This window comes from Haloferula sp. BvORR071, from assembly GCF_000739615.1.
In the GTDB taxonomy this organism is placed as follows: domain Bacteria; phylum Verrucomicrobiota; class Verrucomicrobiia; order Verrucomicrobiales; family Akkermansiaceae; genus Haloferula.
The window spans coordinates 1-17,262 of the sequence record NZ_BATP01000049.1; the positions used below are offsets into that span (position 1 = coordinate 1).

The 17,262-nt window shown below is 61.8% G+C and carries 16 protein-coding genes; 12 read left to right on the top strand and 4 right to left on the bottom strand.

What is annotated here, in order from left to right:
* The 7 genes from BV071_RS24880 to BV071_RS24915 form a co-directional block, all read left to right on the top strand.
* The coding region (locus BV071_RS24880) for a UTP--glucose-1-phosphate uridylyltransferase (RefSeq protein WP_035613000.1) at positions 1–394 on the top strand (394 nt) is incomplete at its 5' end.
* Between the two features lie 155 nt (positions 395–549).
* Entirely contained in the window at positions 550–1,167 is a 618-nt protein-coding gene (locus BV071_RS24885; protein ID WP_052573871.1) for an HAD family phosphatase, read from the top strand.
* A 187-nt stretch (positions 1,168–1,354) separates the two neighbouring features.
* Positions 1,355–2,809, top strand: a complete 1,455-nt coding sequence (gene guaB, locus BV071_RS24890; RefSeq protein WP_035613001.1) for an IMP dehydrogenase — start codon at positions 1,355–1,357, stop codon at positions 2,807–2,809.
* Positions 2,810–2,912: 103 nt separating this feature from the next.
* Complete coding sequence (gene guaA / locus BV071_RS24895) at positions 2,913–4,427, top strand: glutamine-hydrolyzing GMP synthase (RefSeq protein ID WP_343123412.1); 1,515 nt, start codon at positions 2,913–2,915, stop codon at positions 4,425–4,427.
* 751 nt (positions 4,428–5,178) lie between these two features.
* Positions 5,179–5,421, top strand: a complete 243-nt coding sequence (locus BV071_RS35715; RefSeq protein ID WP_265594844.1) for a hypothetical protein — start codon at positions 5,179–5,181, stop codon at positions 5,419–5,421.
* A gap of 67 nt (positions 5,422–5,488) precedes the next feature.
* Positions 5,489–6,076: a hypothetical protein gene (locus BV071_RS24910; RefSeq protein WP_265594845.1), complete on the top strand. Its 588-nt coding sequence runs from the start codon at positions 5,489–5,491 to the stop codon at positions 6,074–6,076.
* Positions 6,070–6,492: a hypothetical protein gene (locus tag BV071_RS24915; protein ID WP_265594857.1), complete on the top strand. Its 423-nt coding sequence runs from the start codon at positions 6,070–6,072 to the stop codon at positions 6,490–6,492. Before BV071_RS24910 ends, BV071_RS24915 begins: the two co-directional genes overlap by 7 nt.
* Positions 6,493–6,518: 26 nt before the next feature.
* Here BV071_RS24915 and BV071_RS33640 read toward each other — a convergent pair whose 3' ends face one another.
* From BV071_RS33640 to BV071_RS24935, 4 genes are all read right to left on the bottom strand, one after another.
* Positions 6,519–6,971 carry a DUF3806 domain-containing protein gene (locus BV071_RS33640; RefSeq protein WP_052573872.1) on the bottom strand — a complete coding sequence of 151 codons (453 nt, stop codon included), beginning with the start codon at positions 6,969–6,971 and terminating at the stop codon, positions 6,519–6,521.
* Positions 6,972–7,012: 41 nt separating this feature from the next.
* Positions 7,013–7,465 (bottom strand): hypothetical protein, encoded by a 453-nt coding sequence (locus tag BV071_RS24925; RefSeq protein ID WP_265594846.1) that lies wholly within the window; start codon positions 7,463–7,465, stop codon positions 7,013–7,015.
* 127 nt (positions 7,466–7,592) lie between these two features.
* Positions 7,593–7,997 carry a hypothetical protein gene (locus BV071_RS24930; protein ID WP_265594847.1) on the bottom strand — a complete coding sequence of 135 codons (405 nt, stop codon included), beginning with the start codon at positions 7,995–7,997 and terminating at the stop codon, positions 7,593–7,595.
* 115 nt (positions 7,998–8,112) lie between these two features.
* The gene (locus BV071_RS24935; RefSeq protein ID WP_052573873.1) at positions 8,113–9,036 is read right to left on the bottom strand and encodes a LysR substrate-binding domain-containing protein; all 924 of its coding nucleotides are present in this window, start codon (positions 9,034–9,036) and stop codon (positions 8,113–8,115) included.
* A gap of 237 nt (positions 9,037–9,273) precedes the next feature.
* Here BV071_RS24935 and BV071_RS24940 point away from each other — a divergent pair, with 237 nt between their 5' ends.
* The 5 genes from BV071_RS24940 (at position 9,274) to BV071_RS24965 (ending at position 17,147) form a co-directional block, all read left to right on the top strand.
* Positions 9,274–10,461 (top strand): efflux RND transporter periplasmic adaptor subunit, encoded by a 1,188-nt coding sequence (locus tag BV071_RS24940; protein WP_035613017.1) that lies wholly within the window; start codon positions 9,274–9,276, stop codon positions 10,459–10,461.
* Between the two features lie 79 nt (positions 10,462–10,540).
* The gene (locus BV071_RS24945) at positions 10,541–13,702 is read left to right on the top strand and encodes an efflux RND transporter permease subunit (RefSeq protein ID WP_035613019.1); all 3,162 of its coding nucleotides are present in this window, start codon (positions 10,541–10,543) and stop codon (positions 13,700–13,702) included.
* On the top strand, positions 13,695–15,074 hold the full coding sequence (locus BV071_RS24950; RefSeq protein ID WP_052573874.1) for an efflux transporter outer membrane subunit: 1,380 nt from the start codon (positions 13,695–13,697) through the stop codon (positions 15,072–15,074). The genes BV071_RS24945 and BV071_RS24950 overlap by 8 nt, the downstream gene beginning before the upstream one ends.
* A 217-nt stretch (positions 15,075–15,291) precedes the next feature.
* Entirely contained in the window at positions 15,292–15,825 is a 534-nt protein-coding gene (locus tag BV071_RS24960; RefSeq protein ID WP_052573875.1) for a DUF2314 domain-containing protein, read from the top strand.
* A gap of 59 nt (positions 15,826–15,884) precedes the next feature.
* Entirely contained in the window at positions 15,885–17,147 is a 1,263-nt protein-coding gene (locus tag BV071_RS24965) for a DUF3472 domain-containing protein (protein WP_081886226.1), read from the top strand.
* The last annotated feature ends 115 nt before the right edge of the window (positions 17,148–17,262 follow it).

A 17,262-nucleotide genomic window follows, 5' to 3' on the forward strand; every position in this document is an offset into this window, starting at 1 on the left:
GGTGATCCAGCTCGAAGTCGCCATGGGTGCGGCGATCGAGTGCTTCGAAGGTGCGCAAGCCATTGAGGTTCCGCGCTCCCGCTTCGCCCCGGTGAAATCCACCGCCGATCTCTTTGCTCTCCGCTCCTCGGCCTACTCGGTCAGTGACGACGGCCGGGTGGAGCTGGTGGCCTCCCGGGAGGGGGTCCCCCCGGTGGTGAAATTGGACGATTCCTACAAGCTGGTGGATGCCATCGAGGGTCTCGGCACCCCCTGCCTCGCGGGTTGCGAGGAAGTCGCGGTCTCCGGCCCCCTCAGCTTTGCCGATGGCGTGGCCCTGAAGGGTAAAGTGGCCTTCAAGGCGACCGAGCCCCGGGTTATCGCAGCGGGGACTTATCAGGACGGGGAGTTCTGATTTCCAGTTATCCTAATGCAAACAAGTGTTTGGGGTTCGTCCTGTCTGATTTCGGGGCGGACCCCTGCTTTTGCGAAGGGGACATTCCCTTTAAATAGACATTTCCCATTTGCGTTCTTGTCATTTTGAGGGGGGCTGTTACCCCGACCGCGCGCATGGCGAGCATCGGTGAAATCAATCTGTCGGCAGAGGGCTTCGAGGCGGTCATTTTCGATTGCGACGGCACTCTGGTTCATTCGATGCCTGCCCACTTTGAGGCTTGGTGCGAAGCTCTCGCCCTTCACGGTGCCGGCGGCATCTTCAAGGAAGACGTTTTCTACGCCATGGGCGGTCGCCCCACGAAGGATATCGTGGTGGAGATTAACGACGAGTATGGCCTGAAGCTTGATCCCGAGGGTGTTGCCTTCGCCAAGCGCGAGGCCTTCCTCCGGAAGCTCGGCAGCCTGGAGCTGATCGAGGAGGTCGCCGAGTTCGCCGAGAGCCTGCGCGGCAAGATCCCGATGGCAATCGCCACCGGCGGCACCCGCCTGGTGATTGAAAAGACCCTGCAGGCCGTGGGTGTCTCCGATCTCTTCGACGAGGTGGTCACTGCGGACGACGTGCCGATTGGGAAGCCCGCCCCGGACATTTTCCTGCGGGCTGCCAAGCTGCTCGGCGTTTCCCCACTCAAGTGCTTGGTGCTGGAAGACGCACCGGCCGGCGTGATGGCCGCCCAGCTCGCCGGGATGGAAGTCATCTCCGTCCCCGCGCCGCTGAACTTCGCCCGGAAGTAAGAAGTAGCGGAGCGGCTGGGAACCTCCGGCTGGGAACCTCCGCGAAGGAGAACTGCATGTAAATCAAGGGGTGAACTCACCCCGCCGGAACGGTGCTGCCGTTCCGCCACGGGGCGGGAGTCGCACCTGAAACACCGTTTTCCGTATTCGCGCTTGCGTCGGTCGGGGCTCCTCTATTGACTCCGCCATGGCGGATATTTCTCTCGGACTCTCCTTTGACGACGTCCTTCTCGTTCCTGCGTTGAGCGAGATTCTTCCTACGGAATCTGATATTTCCACCTTCGTGACGGCGGGGATCCGCCTCAATATCCCGGTGGTGTCCGCAGCGATGGACACGGTCTCGGAGACCGAATTGGCAGTGGCGCTGGCCCGCGAGGGCGGCATGGGCGTGATCCACCGCGCCTGCTCGATCCAAGAGCAGGCCTCGATGGTTTCCCGGGTGAAGCGTTCGGAAAACGCGGTGATCCAGAAGCCGCTCACCGTCCGCAAGGAGCAGACGATCGATGAGATCCAGGCGATCATGGCCGAGCACGGCTTCTCCGGCTTCCCGGTGGTGGATGCCGAAGGCCGTCTCGAAGGCATGGTCACCGGCCGTGACGTCCGCTACCTCGACCGCGCCGACGCCCGCGTGCAGGACGTGATGACCCCGCGCGAGAAGCTCATCACCGCGCCGGTGAATACCGAGCTCGAGGAAGCCCGCCGCATTCTCTACCAGAACCGCATCGAGAAGCTCCCGCTGGTCGATGCCAATGGCAAGCTGGCCGGCCTGATCACCGGCTCGGACATCGAGAAGCGCATCACCTTCACCAGCGCTGCGAAGGATCTCGAAGGCCGCCTGCGCTGCGGTGCTGCTGTCGGCGTCGGCCCGGACTGCGTCGAGCGCGGCCAGGCGATGATCGATGCGGGTGCCGATGCTCTCTTCATCGACGCCGCCACCGGCCACACCTCGCGGGTGATGGAAGTGATTTCCAAGCTGCGCTCGCTCTCCGACCGTCCGGTCGTCGCGGGCAACGTGGTGACCGAACAAGGTGCCCGCGACCTCGTCGCCGCTGGTGCCAGTGCTCTCAAGGTCGGCGTCGGCCCGGGTTCGATTTGCACCACCCGCGTCATCGCTGGTGTGGGCATGCCGCAGTTCACCGCGATCCAAAATGTCGCCCGCTACTGCCGCGAGGTTGGCGTGAAGGTCATCGCCGATGGTGGTATCCGCTACTCCGGCGATGTGGTGAAGGCCCTCGCCGCTGGGGCCGACCTGGTGATGCTCGGCTCGATCCTCGCCGGCACCCGCGAAAGCCCCGGCCAGAGCGTTTACTACCAGGGCCGCCGCTTCAAAACCTACCGCGGCATGGGCTCCCTCGGTGCCATGCGCAAGGGCTCCGGCGACCGCTACGGCCAGAACAGCTCCGGCAAGCTCGTCGCGGAAGGTGTCGAAGGCCGCGTCCCCTATAAGGGCCCGCTCTCCGACGTGGTCTTCCAGCTCATGGGCGGCCTCCGCTCCGGCATGGGCTACGTCGGTGCGAACAGCTTGGATGAACTCCGCAGCCGCGCCACCTTCACCCGCATCACCCCGGGCGGCCTGCGCGAAAGCCACGTCCACGACATCGTCATCACCGAGGAGCCGACCAACTATCAGCCGCTGGGTTGACAGGGGAGAAGTTCCCGGAATACACGGAGCGCTTCCGTTCTTCGGGCGCTCCAGTTTAGTCACTAGAATTTAGTAATTAGTAATTTTTCCTCCAATGCAGGAGATCAATCACGTCGCCGTCCTCGATTTCGGCTCGCAATACACCCAGCTCATCGTGAGGCGGGTCCGTGAGCTCGGATACTTCGCCAAGCTTTACGCCCTCGAAGACTTCCCGAACATCGGCAAGCCCGGCGCGATCATCCTCTCGGGCGGACCGAAGAGCACTTCCGAGCCGGACGCACCGGATCTCGACTTCGCCGCGCTGAATGCCTTCGGCGTGCCGGTGCTCGGCGTGTGCTACGGCATGCAGCTCCTGAACATTAAGTTCGGCGGCAGCGTGAAGGCTAGCAATCGCCGCGAGTATGGTCCGGCCACCCTCAATCCCGCTTCCTGCACTGGCCTCTACGAGGGCGTGTCATCCGCCTCGCAGGTCTGGATGAGTCACTCCGACACCGTCGAAAAGCTGCCCGAGAATGTCGAGGTGCTCGCCGCCAACCAGCACGGCACCCCGGTATCGCTGAAGTGGGGCGACCGCTTCTACGGCATCCAGTTCCACCCCGAGGTTACCCACAGCCACGAGGGCAACCGCATCCTCCACAACTTCCTGCTCACCGCCGGCGAGCTCGCCGCTTTCCGGATCGATGACTTCAAGCGCGAGCTGATCGAAGGCATCCGCACTACCGTGGGGAACAAGCAGGTCGTCTGCGGCGTCTCCGGCGGGGTCGATAGTACGGTGCTCGCCGTACTTCTGCACGAGGCTGGGGTGAACGTCCGCCCCATCTACGTCGACCACGGCCTGATGCGGAAGGATGAGACCGCGGAGGTGCAGAACAACTTCCACCGCATGGGCCTGAAGATCGAGACCATCGATGCCTCGGAGCGCTTCCTCGGCGCCCTCGCCGGCGTGGCCGACCCGGAAGCCAAGCGCAAGATCATCGGCGAACTCTTCATCGACACCTTCTGGGACGCGGTGGGCGACGCGGAAATGCTCGCCCAGGGCACGCTCTATCCGGACGTGATCGAAAGCGCCTCCAACGCCAAGTCGAAGGCCAGCAAGATCAAGACCCACCACAACCGCGTCGACCGTATCCTTGAACTCCAGGCCCAGGGCAAGGTCCTTGAGCCCCTCGCCGAGCTCTTCAAGGACGAAGTCCGCGCCCTCGGTGCCTCGCTTGGCATCGCGCACGACATCCTCTGGCGTCATCCCTTCCCGGGCCCCGGCCTCGCCGTGCGCTGCCCCGGTGAGGTCACCGTGGAGAAGCTCGACATCATCCGTGAGTGCGACGCCATCTTCATCGGCAAGCTCAAGGAGCACGGCTGGTATGAAAAGGTCTGGCAGGCCTACGCCGGGCTGATCCCGGTCAAGACCGTCGGCGTGAAGGGCGACGAACGTTCCTACGAATGGTCCACCAATCTCCGCGCCGTGGTCTCAGACGATGCCATGACCGCCGATTGGGTCGAACTGCCATCGCAGATCCTCCGCGAGACCAGCAACCGCATCCTCAACGAGGTGAAGGGCATCAACCGCGTCCTCTACGACATCTCTACCAAGCCCCCGGCGAGCATCGAGTGGGAGTGAGCGGGATCCGCCGTTCGTGAAAATCCCGCTCCGAGTTCTATTGGTAGCATGGCTGGCGATCAGCGTGGTCGCCAGTATTCCGCTCAACATGATTGAGTGGGGCAGACCCGAGGGCTTTCACGGCACGGGTTTGCCATTTGCCTCCGTTTACTGGGACCGGCTTCCGAATAGCAGCGGCCTTGTGGATTTCCCCAATTCCTTCGCTCCCTTCCTGAATATTGGAGCGGTCTTTATCACCGGGGCCCTTCCTTTGATCGTGGTCTGGTGGGGAATGCGCGTCTGGCGGGCAAGGACCATGCGAGGATAGTCTCCACCGCCCAAGCCTGATACCAATCGTCAGAGCTCGCACCGCACGATTCTTCGTGCCAATGGCACGGCTCATGCCAGCCCGGCACGAAGTGCCGGGTAAGCCGCGAGAGATCACCGCGTCCTGAAGGGGCGCCTCATGCTTCTAGCGGCGAAAATTCACGAATCCCACGGAGAACTCACAATGGGATCTCCTCGCGCCGTGCTAGGATCCGTCCCGATTCACCTTATGTGGCCCGGAAACCTCCTCGCGATCCTCTGGCTGCTTCTGCCCTTGGCGACTTGGCTTTTGAAGAAGCGTTTGCCTTGGATCGAGGGGCGTTCCGGTCGGTGGTTCGTGGCATGCTTCGCCTTGGGGTCGGCACTTTACCTGGGCGTCGTGATGGTGGCCGAGATCGAACTGCGATGGGGATGGGAGAAGTTTGACCAAGATCGGAACGGCGAAATGTCTCCCGAAGAGCTAACTCCAGCCGCGCTGGAAGCCATGCGCCGCTGGTCGACCGATACCGGACGAAACTTCGCTCTGATCCTGGCGATCCCGGTGAGTCTCATCTGGACCACCCTGAACTTCGCCATTCTCGCCTTCCTCGGCTGGCTTCGATCTCGGATCAAGTCGGCGAAGCAAAGGGAAATCGGCAAGAGAGTTAGGGTGGTTCTCCCTCACGAGTCGCCTAGGACCCGCGAGTAAGGATTCCTCCGCCCCCTCCACGGACGCTGGACGGCGAAGCATGCAACCCATAGTCTGCTGACCTCCGATGAGCAAATTTCGATGCACCTGTGGGAATGTGATCTCGGATGTGGAGGGGCCTAACGAGATCCAAGGTCGAATCCTCAGCGATAAGGGGAACCACCTTTATATCGACTCGATCCCCGCCGTGATCGACGATTTCCTCGCGCACCTTCAAGCCGGGCGGCTTCCAGAGTGGAGGAACAAGCACTTCCACCCTGTCTACCCGGATGATGTCCCCCCGGGGGAGATGCTCGCTGATGTGCTGCATTCGGCCTACTTGGATCTCACTCTCGATACGCTGGAGTGCGATCAATGCGGCCGGCTGTGGATCCAGAAGGATGTGGAGAAGAATGAATACGCTCCCTATGCCTTCGATGGAACCGATCGGCGCTCCAAGGTTCTCGGTTTGAATGAGGCACCTGAATTCAGGGCGACGCTGGCCCTTGGAAAACAAGGAGGCGGTCCCGCGGCGTTGGGATTGACCTTCGCGGGACGCTCTTTGGCCGGCGCTTCCTCCGCCAAGGCGACATCGTCGATGCCGCCGCGGACCTCATCGTCTTCTCCACCAACGAGCACCTTTTCCTCTCCGGTGGCGCGGGCGCGAGCCTGTTAGGCCAACACGGCAAGGCCCTTCAGGAAGCCATGCACCGGACCATGGCGGACAAAGGGATCAAGGTGGCTCCTCGCGGCAGCGTCTTCGAAATCGAACCGGCCGAGACCTGGGGCCGGATGTTTGCCGTCGTTGCGGCGAATGGCTTCTACGAGACCAGCCGCCAAGACACGAAAGCTGCCTTGGAGAAAGTGCTCCGGCTCTGTGCGCTGAAGGAGGACGTGAAGAGCGTGACAGTCACCGCCTTGGGGACGGGATACGGCAATATGGAGATCGAGGACTTTGTCGAGATCTTCTGCGGCCTCAGGGTGCCTGCATCCATCGAGACCTTTGAATTGCTGATCCACGGCGACATCTTCTTCAAAGCTGCCTGCCGGAAGAACGAGGAGCTGGGTTACCCCGCGACCGTGTCTGCCTGAGGCGGAGCTATTCAAAGTCAGGCAGATCAATCCCGGCGCTTCGCCGCCTTCGAAGCCTCCTCCGCCAAGGCCTCCTTCAGATCCTCCAGCATCGCTTCCAAGTTGATCTCATCGACCTCCTCTCCGGCTTCAACTCGCTTCACGATCATGTCGCCGGGAAAGACGAAGAGATCCAAGCCCTGATACTGTAGCGCGAAGTCAGTGCCTTGGTCATCGCGATAGATCACCCAGCGCATCGGCAGCTCGTGGGTGAGGATGTGACCGAAGACGATCCCGAAGGTCTTGAGCTCTGCGCCCGGGTCGTCCGTGTAAGGCCCTTCGGCCAGCATGGTGTGGAGATTCGGAATGTCCTCCCGTGTGCCGCTCAGTCGCTCTTGGGTTTTGAATTCGTTTTCGAGGAGTTCGTTTACCCAAGCCGTGGCACCGCTAAGGGTCCCCTGCTCTTCGGGATTGGGAGGGCGTGTGGTGATCTTGGACATGGGGATGGAGCGGAGCTAAAGGAGTTTGCCGGATGGCGCTGCTAGGTGTCTTCCGGCCAAGGATTCTCCAATCGAGTGACTAGATCTTCAATCGAATCTTCAGGGCCGACAAGCACCGGCCAAGCGTCGCTATCGGTGCAAACGACCATTGCTCCACAGATCGGAGCCAGCCGTTTCACCACTGCGAATGCGACCTCAGCGTGACCTTTGGAGAAGTAGAAGTCGCAAGGCTCATCCTCCGAGAGGTAGTCATTGATGTAAAGATGCGACCACGCTTTCTCCGGAGCCGTTGATTCGATCGTGGCGGACCAGTTCCCCAACGGTTGATCATCGTGGAAGGTTGCAACAAAGCCTTCGAGTCCCAGCAAGGTGTCTTTCAGTTCTCGTGGGCTCGGCATGCGCGGATCTACTACGGCGGGATAGGGAATTCCTTCAGCGTCGAGCCAATCAGTGCACTCCTTATGAAGCGGGGTAACGATGTAGAGACTGCCCATGGTTCTTTGATTCAAGATTCCGATTTGGGCCCAATCTTCAAGTGCCGTATCTGGCCCGCCCGCGAAGTAGCGCAACTTTGCAAGTTGCGGAGGGGTGCTTCAAGGAACTCGAAAGCACCTACGATTCTCACTTCGTGAATGGCTCGGGAATCCTGCTGGGGAAGATGGGGGGACGACTTAGAAACCGCCAAACTTCCTCGGGTTCTTCATCAACCGGAAAAACTTCCAGGGTGTAGTCGCCGGAAAAATCCAAGGTTAAGGCATTGTCCTCGTCGACCCTCACGGCAACAACGAAAAGGGGATCTGCGAGATGGCTTTCCAGAAAGGGCGCGAAGAAGCGATCGCAGTAGTTGGCCAGCGGGTGATCCAGCTCAAGGTGATCCCCGGCTTGCTCTATCGATGGTTGGGTGAAGAGGTCATAGAGACTCCAACTGCCAATCAGAACCTGCGAGGCATCGCGAAAGTGCCACGAACATTGGAGCTCGACCGCGTGATCGTAGGACCCGTTGTCACGCTTGCCAAAGTGGAACATCGGCAGGTTCGCCTCACGGGAAACCTGCGCGAGCGGGAGACCGATTAACGCCGCGAGGGAATTCTCCGCTTTCGCTTGGCTGGGTCTAACCGCTTGCATGGGAGGATGCTGTTGCTCACGCCACCGCCATCGCTCCTCCGGGACCCGCCGGCCGGTTCCTCTCCAGCAGCCGGACAAAATTCCTCACCAGCAAGGAAGCCCCTGAGGTCTTCCACACGGCCCACATGGTGAAGTCCACCTTCGCCTTCTCACCGACCAAAGGCAGGGTCACGATCCCGTGGCTCGCCCGCAGGTCCAGTACCTCCGGCAGCATGCTCAGCCCTTGATCCGCCGCCACCATTGTAAGCAGCGACTCAAAGCCGACAATCTGCCGCACCACTGCCGGCGTCGCCCCGGCCTCGTCGAACATAGCGAGAATATCCCGCCGGTGGGTCGAGTGCTTCTCATCGCCGACACAGAGGATCGTCTTGTAGCGCAGGTCATCCAGCCGCAGCGAGCGCCGCGAGGCGAAGGGATGATCCTTCGACATCGAGACCCCGAAGGTCGAGCGCACCAGCAGCAGGCTGGACATGCCCGGCACCTTCTCGGTGTCGCGGCCGTAGGCGAAGCCCAGATCGATCTCGTCGTGCGCCAGTGCCTCCAGCTGCTCCGGCGGAGTCATCTCGACAAAAGTCACCTCCACATCCGGGAAGTGGCCACGGAAGGCCCGCAGCGCATCCGGCAAGAAACTCGCCGCGATCTGGCCGACGCTGCCGATCCGGAGTTGGCCGCGGCGCCCGTTCTGGGCCTCGCGGGCCCGGGCGACGGCGTTTTCCACGTCATCCAGGATTGCCTGTGAGTCGGCCAGGAAGACTTTCCCGGCATCCGTCAGGGCCACCCGCACCGTGTCACGGTCCAGCAGTTTCAGGCCGGTCTCGACTTCGAGATCCTTAATCTGCTTGCTCAGGGCCGGGCGCGTGACATTCAGGCGCTCCGCGGCGCGGCGGAAATTCAGTTCCTCCGCGACTGCCACGAAGTATCTCAAGTGCCGCAGTTCCATCGCCCGGGGGACTGGTAAGCGCAGGTTACCAGCTTGGAAACTTCAAAGTCATTCCGCCCCCGCATTTCCCGTGCTAAGTAAGCGCACGTCTGAAACATCCGTTTCAGGTTTTGAGGCCACCCGATCGACCTTACGCCAAATCTTCGCCACCGCATGCGATTTTCTGCTCTCCCGGCCAACTTTTTTACGCCTCCCACGATTTTCCAGCGATCTTACCTTCTCTTGCCTGCCACTGCCATGCGTCCCATCCACTTCCTTCCTCTGACGGCCCTCCTCTTCCTGCCTGCTTGCCAAAACAAGAAGGCGGCAGCGGCAGCCGGTCCGCCGCAGATGCCACCCGCCGCGGTGACCGTCCTGCCGGCGGCCAGTGAGACCGTCCAGATCACGCGCCTGCTTCCCGGCCGCATCGATGCGCTGCGGATCGCGGAGGTGCGTGCGCGCGTTTCCGGCATCCTGCTGGAGAAGACCTTCAAGGAAGGCGGCGAGGTCAAGGCGGACGAGGTCCTCTTCAAGATCGACCCCGCCCCGCTCCTGGCGGTGAAGGAAAACGCTGCCGCAGCTCTGGTCCGTGCCGAGGCGACCCAGCACCAGACGAAGACCCAGCTATCCCGCTACGAATCGCTGGTCAGTTCGAATGCGGTTTCCAAGCAGCAGTATGACGATGCCGAGTCCGCCGTGAAGGTGGCTGACGCGGAGGTCAAAGCCGCCGAAGCCGCACTCAAGACCGCCCAGCTCCGCTTGGACTACGCCACCGTCACCGCGCCGATCTCCGGCCGTGTCGGCCGCGCGATGGTCACCGAGGGTGCGCTGGTCGGTGAGAATGAAGCGACGCTGATGGCGACGATCCAACAGCTTGACCCGATCTACTTCGACTTCACGCAATCCAGTGCCGATCTCATCGCGCTGCGCCGTGCCTCGAAGAATGGCCTGACCCAAGCATCGCCGGAGCAATCCACGGCCAAGCTGATCCTCGAAGACGGCACCGAATACAGTGCTCCGGGCAAGATCCTCTTCTCGGAAGCGACGGTGGATCCCTCCACGGGCATGGTCACTCTGCGCGCCGAGTTCCCGAATCCCGACCGCCTTCTTCTTCCCGGCATGTTCGCCCGCGTGCGGGTCGTGCAGGCCGTTAAGGAAAACGTCGTGACCGTGCCCCAGCGCGCCGTCACCCGTGCTCCTGGCGGTGCGGGGAGCGTGATGGTGGTAGACGACAGCAACCACGCGCAGATGAAGACGATCCAGACCGCGGAAGCTGTCGGCGACAAGTGGGTCGTGAGCTCGGGGCTCAACCCGGGCGAGAAGGTCATCATCGAAGGACTGCTCAAGGCCAAGCCGGGCGCCGCGGTGGTGCCGGAGCCCTTCCAGCCCGCGCCGGCGAAAGTCGAAACCAGCCAGTCTGCTCCTGCAGCCGGCAAGAAGGGCTAAGCCGGGGACCTGCGTCGAAAGGCGCATTCACCGCTCCGGTTTAGTAACTAGAATTTAGTAATTAGTAATTTCCGCCACGATGGCCCAGTTCTTCATTAGCCGCCCCGTCTTCGCATGGGTGGTTTCCATTCTGATCGCCCTGATGGGGATCATCTCGATCACGAAGTTGCCGGTGGCGCAGTATCCCGCGGTCGCGCCGCCCTCGATTTCGATCACCGTCAACTACGCCGGTGCTTCCGCCGAGACCCTGACCGACACCGTGACCTCGGTGATCGAGCAGAACCTGAACGGCATCGACAACCTGCTCTACATGTCGTCCGCGAGTGATGCGAACGGCACCGCGATCATCACGCTCTACTTCAATCCCGGCACCGACCCCGATGTGGCGCAGGTGCAGGTGCAGAACAAGGTCCAGCTTGCGACGCCGAGCCTGCCGCAGACCGTGCAGCAGCAAGGTGTGGTGGTGGCGAAGGCGACGCGGAACTTCATGATGTTCATCGCGCTGTCCACCGATGACGGCAGCATGGATGCCATCGCGCTGGGCAACTACATGGCCTCCAGCGTGCTCGACCCGATCCGCCGTGTGGAAGGTGTGGGTGAGGTGATCCAATTCGGCACCCAGTATGCGATGCGCGTATGGATCGATCCGGACAAGCTGCTGAGCTACGGGATGACCCCGGGCGATGTGAATGCGGCGATCCAAGCCCAGAACACCCAGGTTCCGGTAGGCCAGATCGGCGCGCTGCCAGCAGCGGCCAACCAGCAGCTGAACATCATTCTCCAAGGTCGCTCGACCCTGCGCGAAGCGGAAGAATTCCGGAACATCGTGCTGCGTGTGAATACGGATGGCTCGCGCGTTTACCTGCGTGATGTCGCCCGCGTTGAGCTCGGCGGCCAGGATTACTCGATCAAGGCCCGCATCGATGGCAAGCCGACTGCGGCTGCCGCGGTGAAGCTCTCGCCGACCGCGAATGCCTTGGATACGGCCGCCGGCGTACGCAAGGAAGTGGAGCGCCTGCAGGAGTTCTTCCCGGCCGGCGTGAAGGTGATCTATCCGCTGGATACCTCGACCTTCGTGAAGATCTCTGTGGAGGAGGTGCTCAAGACCCTCGTGGAAGCCATCATCCTGGTGTTCCTGGTGATGTATCTCTTCCTCCAGAACTTCCGCGCCACGCTGATCCCCACACTGGTAGTGCCGGTGGCCCTGCTGGGCACCTGCGGCCTGATGGCGGCCTTCGGCTTCTCCATCAACGTGCTGACCATGTTCGGCATGGTGCTCGCGATCGGCATCCTGGTGGACGACGCGATCGTGGTGGTGGAAAACGTCGAGCGTATCATGAGCGAGGAGGGCCTGTCTCCGAAGGCGGCCACCCGCAAGGCGATGGGCCAGATCACCAGCGCACTGATCGGTATCACCGTGGTGCTGGTGGCGGTGTTCATCCCGATGGCTTTCTTCGGTGGGTCGGTGGGCACGATTTACCGCCAGTTCACCATGTCGATGGTGTCGTGCATGCTGTTCTCGGTGTTCCTGGCGATGTCGCTCACACCGGCACTCTGCGGCACCCTGCTCAAGCAGGTGGAGGCGGGTCATCACATGACCAAGCGCGGTCCTTTCGGTTGGTTCAACCGGGCCTTTGACGCCACCACGAACGGTTACCAGCGGGTGGTCGGCGGCACGCTCCGGCACGCCTGGGCCGGTCTTGTCGCCCTGATCGTGGTCTGCCTCGGCGTGACCCATCTCTACCAGAAGATGCCGTCCTCCTTCCTGCCGGAAGAAGACCAGGGCTACTTCCTGACCCTGGTGAGCTTGCCGGATGGCGCGACCGATGAGCGCACCGGCGAGGCCCTCACCAAGATGGAGGAATACTTCGCGAAGCAGCCGGAGATTGAGCACTACTTCACGGTGGCTGGCTTCAGCTTCACCGGTAAGGCCCAGAACTCCGGTCTCGCCTTCCTTCGGCTCAAGCCATGGGAGGAGCGCGAGGGCAAGGAGCACAAGGTGCAGGAGATCATCAAGCGCGGCATCATGGCGCTCGGCGGGATCAAGGACGCCTTCGTGTTCCCGCTGAATCCGCCTGCGATTCCTGAACTCGGCACTTCGTCCGGCTTCGACTTCTGGCTGCAGGATGTCGGCGGCGTGGGTCACGAGAAACTGATGCAGGCGCGCAACCAGATTCTTGGAATGGCCGCGCAGAATCCGCTGCTCGCCGGGGTCCGCCCGCAGGGCCTGAACGATGCCGCGCAGATCAAGATCGAGCTCGACCAGGACAAGGCCGCGGCGCTGGGCGTCTCCCTCGCGGAGATCAATCAGACGATGCAGACGGCATTCGGCTCCGCCTACGTGAACAATTTCGTGAACGGTCCGCGCGTGCAGCGGGTGATCGTGCAGCTCGACGCACCATTCCGCATGACCCCCGACGACCTCGGCAAGGTGTGGCTGCGGAACAAGGAGAACAAGATGGTGCCCTTGTCGTCGGTGACTTCTACAAGCTGGTCCTACGGCTCACCGCAGCTCCAGCGCTACGATGGCCTGCCGGCGGTGAACATCGTAGGTGCCGCCGCCCCGGGGAAAAGCTCGGGCCAGGCGATGGAAGAGATGGAGAAGATGGCGAAGCAGCTGCCGGCCGGCATCGGCTACTCTTGGAGCGGCCAGTCGCTGGAAGAACAGATCTCCGGCAACCAGGCGCCGATGCTCTATGGCGTGTCGATCCTGATCGTGTTCCTCTGCCTGGCGGCTCTCTATGAGAGCTGGTCGATCCCGGTGGCGGTGATCATGGTGGTGCCGCTGGGGATTCTCGGCGCGCTGGCCGCAGTGTCGCTGCGCGACCTGCCGAATGACGTGTATTTCAAGGTGGGCCTGCTCACCACGGTGGGTCTCTCGACCAAGAATGCGATTTTGATCATCGAGTTCGCACTCGACCTGGAGAAGGCCGGCAAGGGGCTGATTGAGGCCACCCTGGAGGCGGTGAAGCTGCGCCTGCGGCCGATTCTGATGACCTCGATGGCCTTCATTCTGGGGGTGGTGCCGCTGGTGATCAGCACCGGCGCCGGCTCCGCCAGCCAGAATGCGATTGGCACCGGGGTTGCAGGCGGCATGATCTCGGGCACACTACTCGCGATCTTCCTGGTGCCCATGTTCTACGTTATTGTCCGGAAAATCGTCAGCCGCATCTCTCCTGCTAAAAATCCGGAATCGGAAATTCCCTCCCAGCCTCTAACCGGAGACCTGAATCATGCGTAAATCGCACCTGCTCATTCTATCGCTTCCCGCGCTGGTTACGTCCTGCAACATGCAGCCCCCGCTCGACCGGGTGGAATCCCCGGTTTCCGAAAGCTTCCCGGGTAACTCCGGCGGCTCGGTTTCGGCGGATATTGCTTGGAACAAGTTCATCGTCGATCCGCGGCTCAAGCGCTTGGTGAAGACGGCCTTGGACAACAACCGCGACCTGCGGGTGGCGGCGCTCAATGTCGAACAGACGCGGGCCCAGTATGGGATCGCCCGCAGCGCCTTGTTCCCGACAGTGGATGTCAGCGCTTCCGGCACGCGGGCCCGGACTCCCGGGGCGACGAACTCCGCCGGCCGGGTCACCGACACGCGGGCCTATGATGTCTCCGTCGGCGTGACCGGCTACGAGCTGGATATCTGGGGCCGGGTGCGCAGCCTGAGCGATGCGGCGCTGCAGCAGTACTTCGCCAGCGATGCCGCCCGTATCGGCGTGCAGATCTCCTTGGTGTCGGAAGTTTCGAACGTCTACTTCACCCAGCGCGCGGCGATCGAGCAGATCGCCCTGGCGCAGGAGACCCTGAAGGCGACGAGCGAGACGTACGACCTGATGAAGAAGCGCTTCGATGCTGGCGACGTGTCCGAACTGGACCTGCGCTCGGTGGACATCCAGGTGCAGACGGCAAAGGAGCAGCTTGCGGTTTTCCAACAGCGTCTGGCGGAAACGAACAACGCGCTGGCGCTGCTCCTGGGCACCGGGATTCCCGGCGGTTTGCCGGAAGGCCGTACGCTGGAAGGCGCACTGGTCGCAGATGTGCGTGCCGGGGTTTCCTCGAACTTGCTGCTGCGCCGGCCGGATATCCTTGAGGCTGAACACCAGCTCAAGGCAGCGAACGCGAACATCGGTGCAGCCCGCGCGGCCTTCTTCCCGCGGATCACGCTGACCGGCAGTGCCGGAACCGCGAGCCGCAGCCTCGGCGATCTGTTCCAGAATGGTTCGAGCGCATGGGCCTTCTCGCCGCAAGTCAGCGTGCCGATCTTCGACGGTGGCTTCAACAAGGCCAACCTCGATGTGGCGCAGATCCGCAAGCAGATGGAGATCGCACGTTATGAGAAGGCGATCCAGACAGCATTCCGCGAAGTATCTGATGGTCTTGCAGCTCGGACAGGGCTTGCAGGCCGGATCGAAGCCTTGCAGAGTCTTGTCGCCGCGCAGCAGAAGCGCTTCGACTTGGCCGATGCCCGCTATCGTCAAGGGGTCGACAGTTACTTCGAAGTTCTAACAGCCCAACAAGATTTGTTTGACGCGCGGCAGTCCCTGATTCAACTGCGTCTTGCGCGCGCGGTGAATTCCATTGGTCTCTACAAGGCCCTTGGCGGCGGCTGGTAAATACAGATTTCAAGAATTGGCGAGGGCGGTCGCGACGATCCGCAGCTCGTGGAGAAGCAGTTGAGCAGGCTCTTTCTGGGAGGGATGAGCCGCCGTCTGAAGCTTCACGTAGCTGCGGATCCTCCCGGCCGCCCTTTCCTTTTTTGAATGCGGAAAGACCTGAGGCCTTGGTGGTGCGAGGCTTGCGTCAGGGAAGGGGAGTGCCTTAAACAGGCGCATGCTTCGAATTCTGCTCTGCACGACCCTGATCGCCGCACTGCCCTGCCACGCTGAACCTGAAAAGGAACCGAAGAGGCAGGGTGAGACGAGCACCGGCAAGATGACTGACGTGGACCAGGACGACGCGGGCATGAATGCCGCGATGGCGGAGGCCCGCAAAGAGTTTCCCACCTTCTGGAAGGCGATCTCCGCGGATCGAAAGAAGGCCAAGCCGGAGTTCGCTCCGGCGATGGTGAAGGCGAGCTTCAAGGACAAAGACAAGGATGGAGCCGAGCACCTCTGGATCGATGAAGTCGCGTACGACGGAAAGATGATCTCAGGTGTGGTGGCCAGCGAGCCTGCCGATCTGAAGTCAGTGAAGCTGGGTCAGAAGGTGAGCTTCCCCCTGGAGCGGCTGAGTGACTGGCTCTACGTCGAGAAGGGCGAGGCGAAGGGCGCTTTCACGGTGCAGTACCTGCGCAAGAAGATGAGCGAGACCGAGCGGAAGGAGCACGACGCTGCCTATCCGTTTCGCTTCCCGGCCTTGAAGTGAGGGCCCCCAAGCCCCGAGATTTGCGATTGACCTAGGTGACACAAAAGCAAACCTAAGGCATGAAAAAATGCCTTCTGGTGATTTCGTTGGCTTCCTCGGCGCTTGCGTCGGCGGCGGTGGAAGTGCCGGCCTTCACCGCCTACACGGCTCCCGATCCCAACCGCGGAGTGAACCGCAACGACAAGAGCGGCGTCCTCACCAACTGGGATTCGAAGACGACCTTGTCATGGTACGGTCTGCTCGCGGCGAAGGGGGATCTCGATCTGTCGCTTGCGGTCACGGAAGGAACCAAGGCGAAGCTCAAGCTGACGGTGGCCTCGCAGGAGAAGCCGGCATCCTCCTGGAAGCGCGATGGCGAAGGCGAGGGAGAGAGCGTGAGCTTCGGCAAGGTCACGATCCCTGAGCCGGGTTACTATCGCTTCACGCTCGAAGGCAGCGGCAAGCTGCCGGACCTGAAGGCCTTGAAGCTGGATGGCGCCGCATCGGAAGGCGCGCATTTCTCGAAAGTGGAGCGGCGGAATTCGGCCTCGGTTCACCTTGCCTATGAGGTGCCGGCGGAGGCGAAGGAAGAGGTGGAGTGGTTCTATCAGGAAGTTACGCCGAAGACGGATCCACTGTGGAGCTACTACATGGCGACCGGTTGGCACCGCGGTTACTTCGGCATGCAGGTAAATAGCCCGACAGAGCGTCGGATCATTTTTTCCGTCTGGGATTCGGGTGGCGAATCGACGCACCGCGACAAAGTCGGCGATGACGACCGCGTGAAGCTGCTGGCCAAGGGCCCGAAGACGGATGCGGGTGACTTCGGCAACGAAGGCACCGGCGGCCACAGCCATTTGGTCTATCCCTGGAAGCTTGGCGACACGGTGGAGTTCCTGATGCGCGCGCAGGCCGAGGGCGATAAGACGATCTACACCGGCTGGTACCGCGACTCGAAGAAGAAGGATTGGGAGTTGGTGGCTTCCTTCCGCGCGCCCAAGGACGGGAAGTACCTGCACGGCCTGTATTCCTTCAACGAGAACTTCGGCGGGCAGAATGGCAACGAACGCCGCGTCTGCGAATTCGGCAACGGCTGGGTCAAGACCCACGCTGGCAAGTGGCTGCCGGTGACGAAGGCTGCCTTCACCCACGATGGTCACGGCAAGGAAGAGCGTCGCGACCGCAGTGCGGGCTTGGATGGCAAGCGCTTCTACCTCGCGAACGGCGGCTTCGTGGAGGACAAGAACAAGAGCGCGGTGACGAAGGCTTACGACAAGCTGGAGATCGCATCTCCGGAAGGGAAGCATCCGGACGACGCGGAGCTGGAGAAACTGGCGAAGTAGGCCGGCTTTGGCCGGCCACCTGGTGCCGGAATGAATGGCCGTGGTAGATGGACCAAGGTGAAACATAGGACATTTGATGCCCGTCACCTTGGTTCGAAATCCATCCGCCGCGATC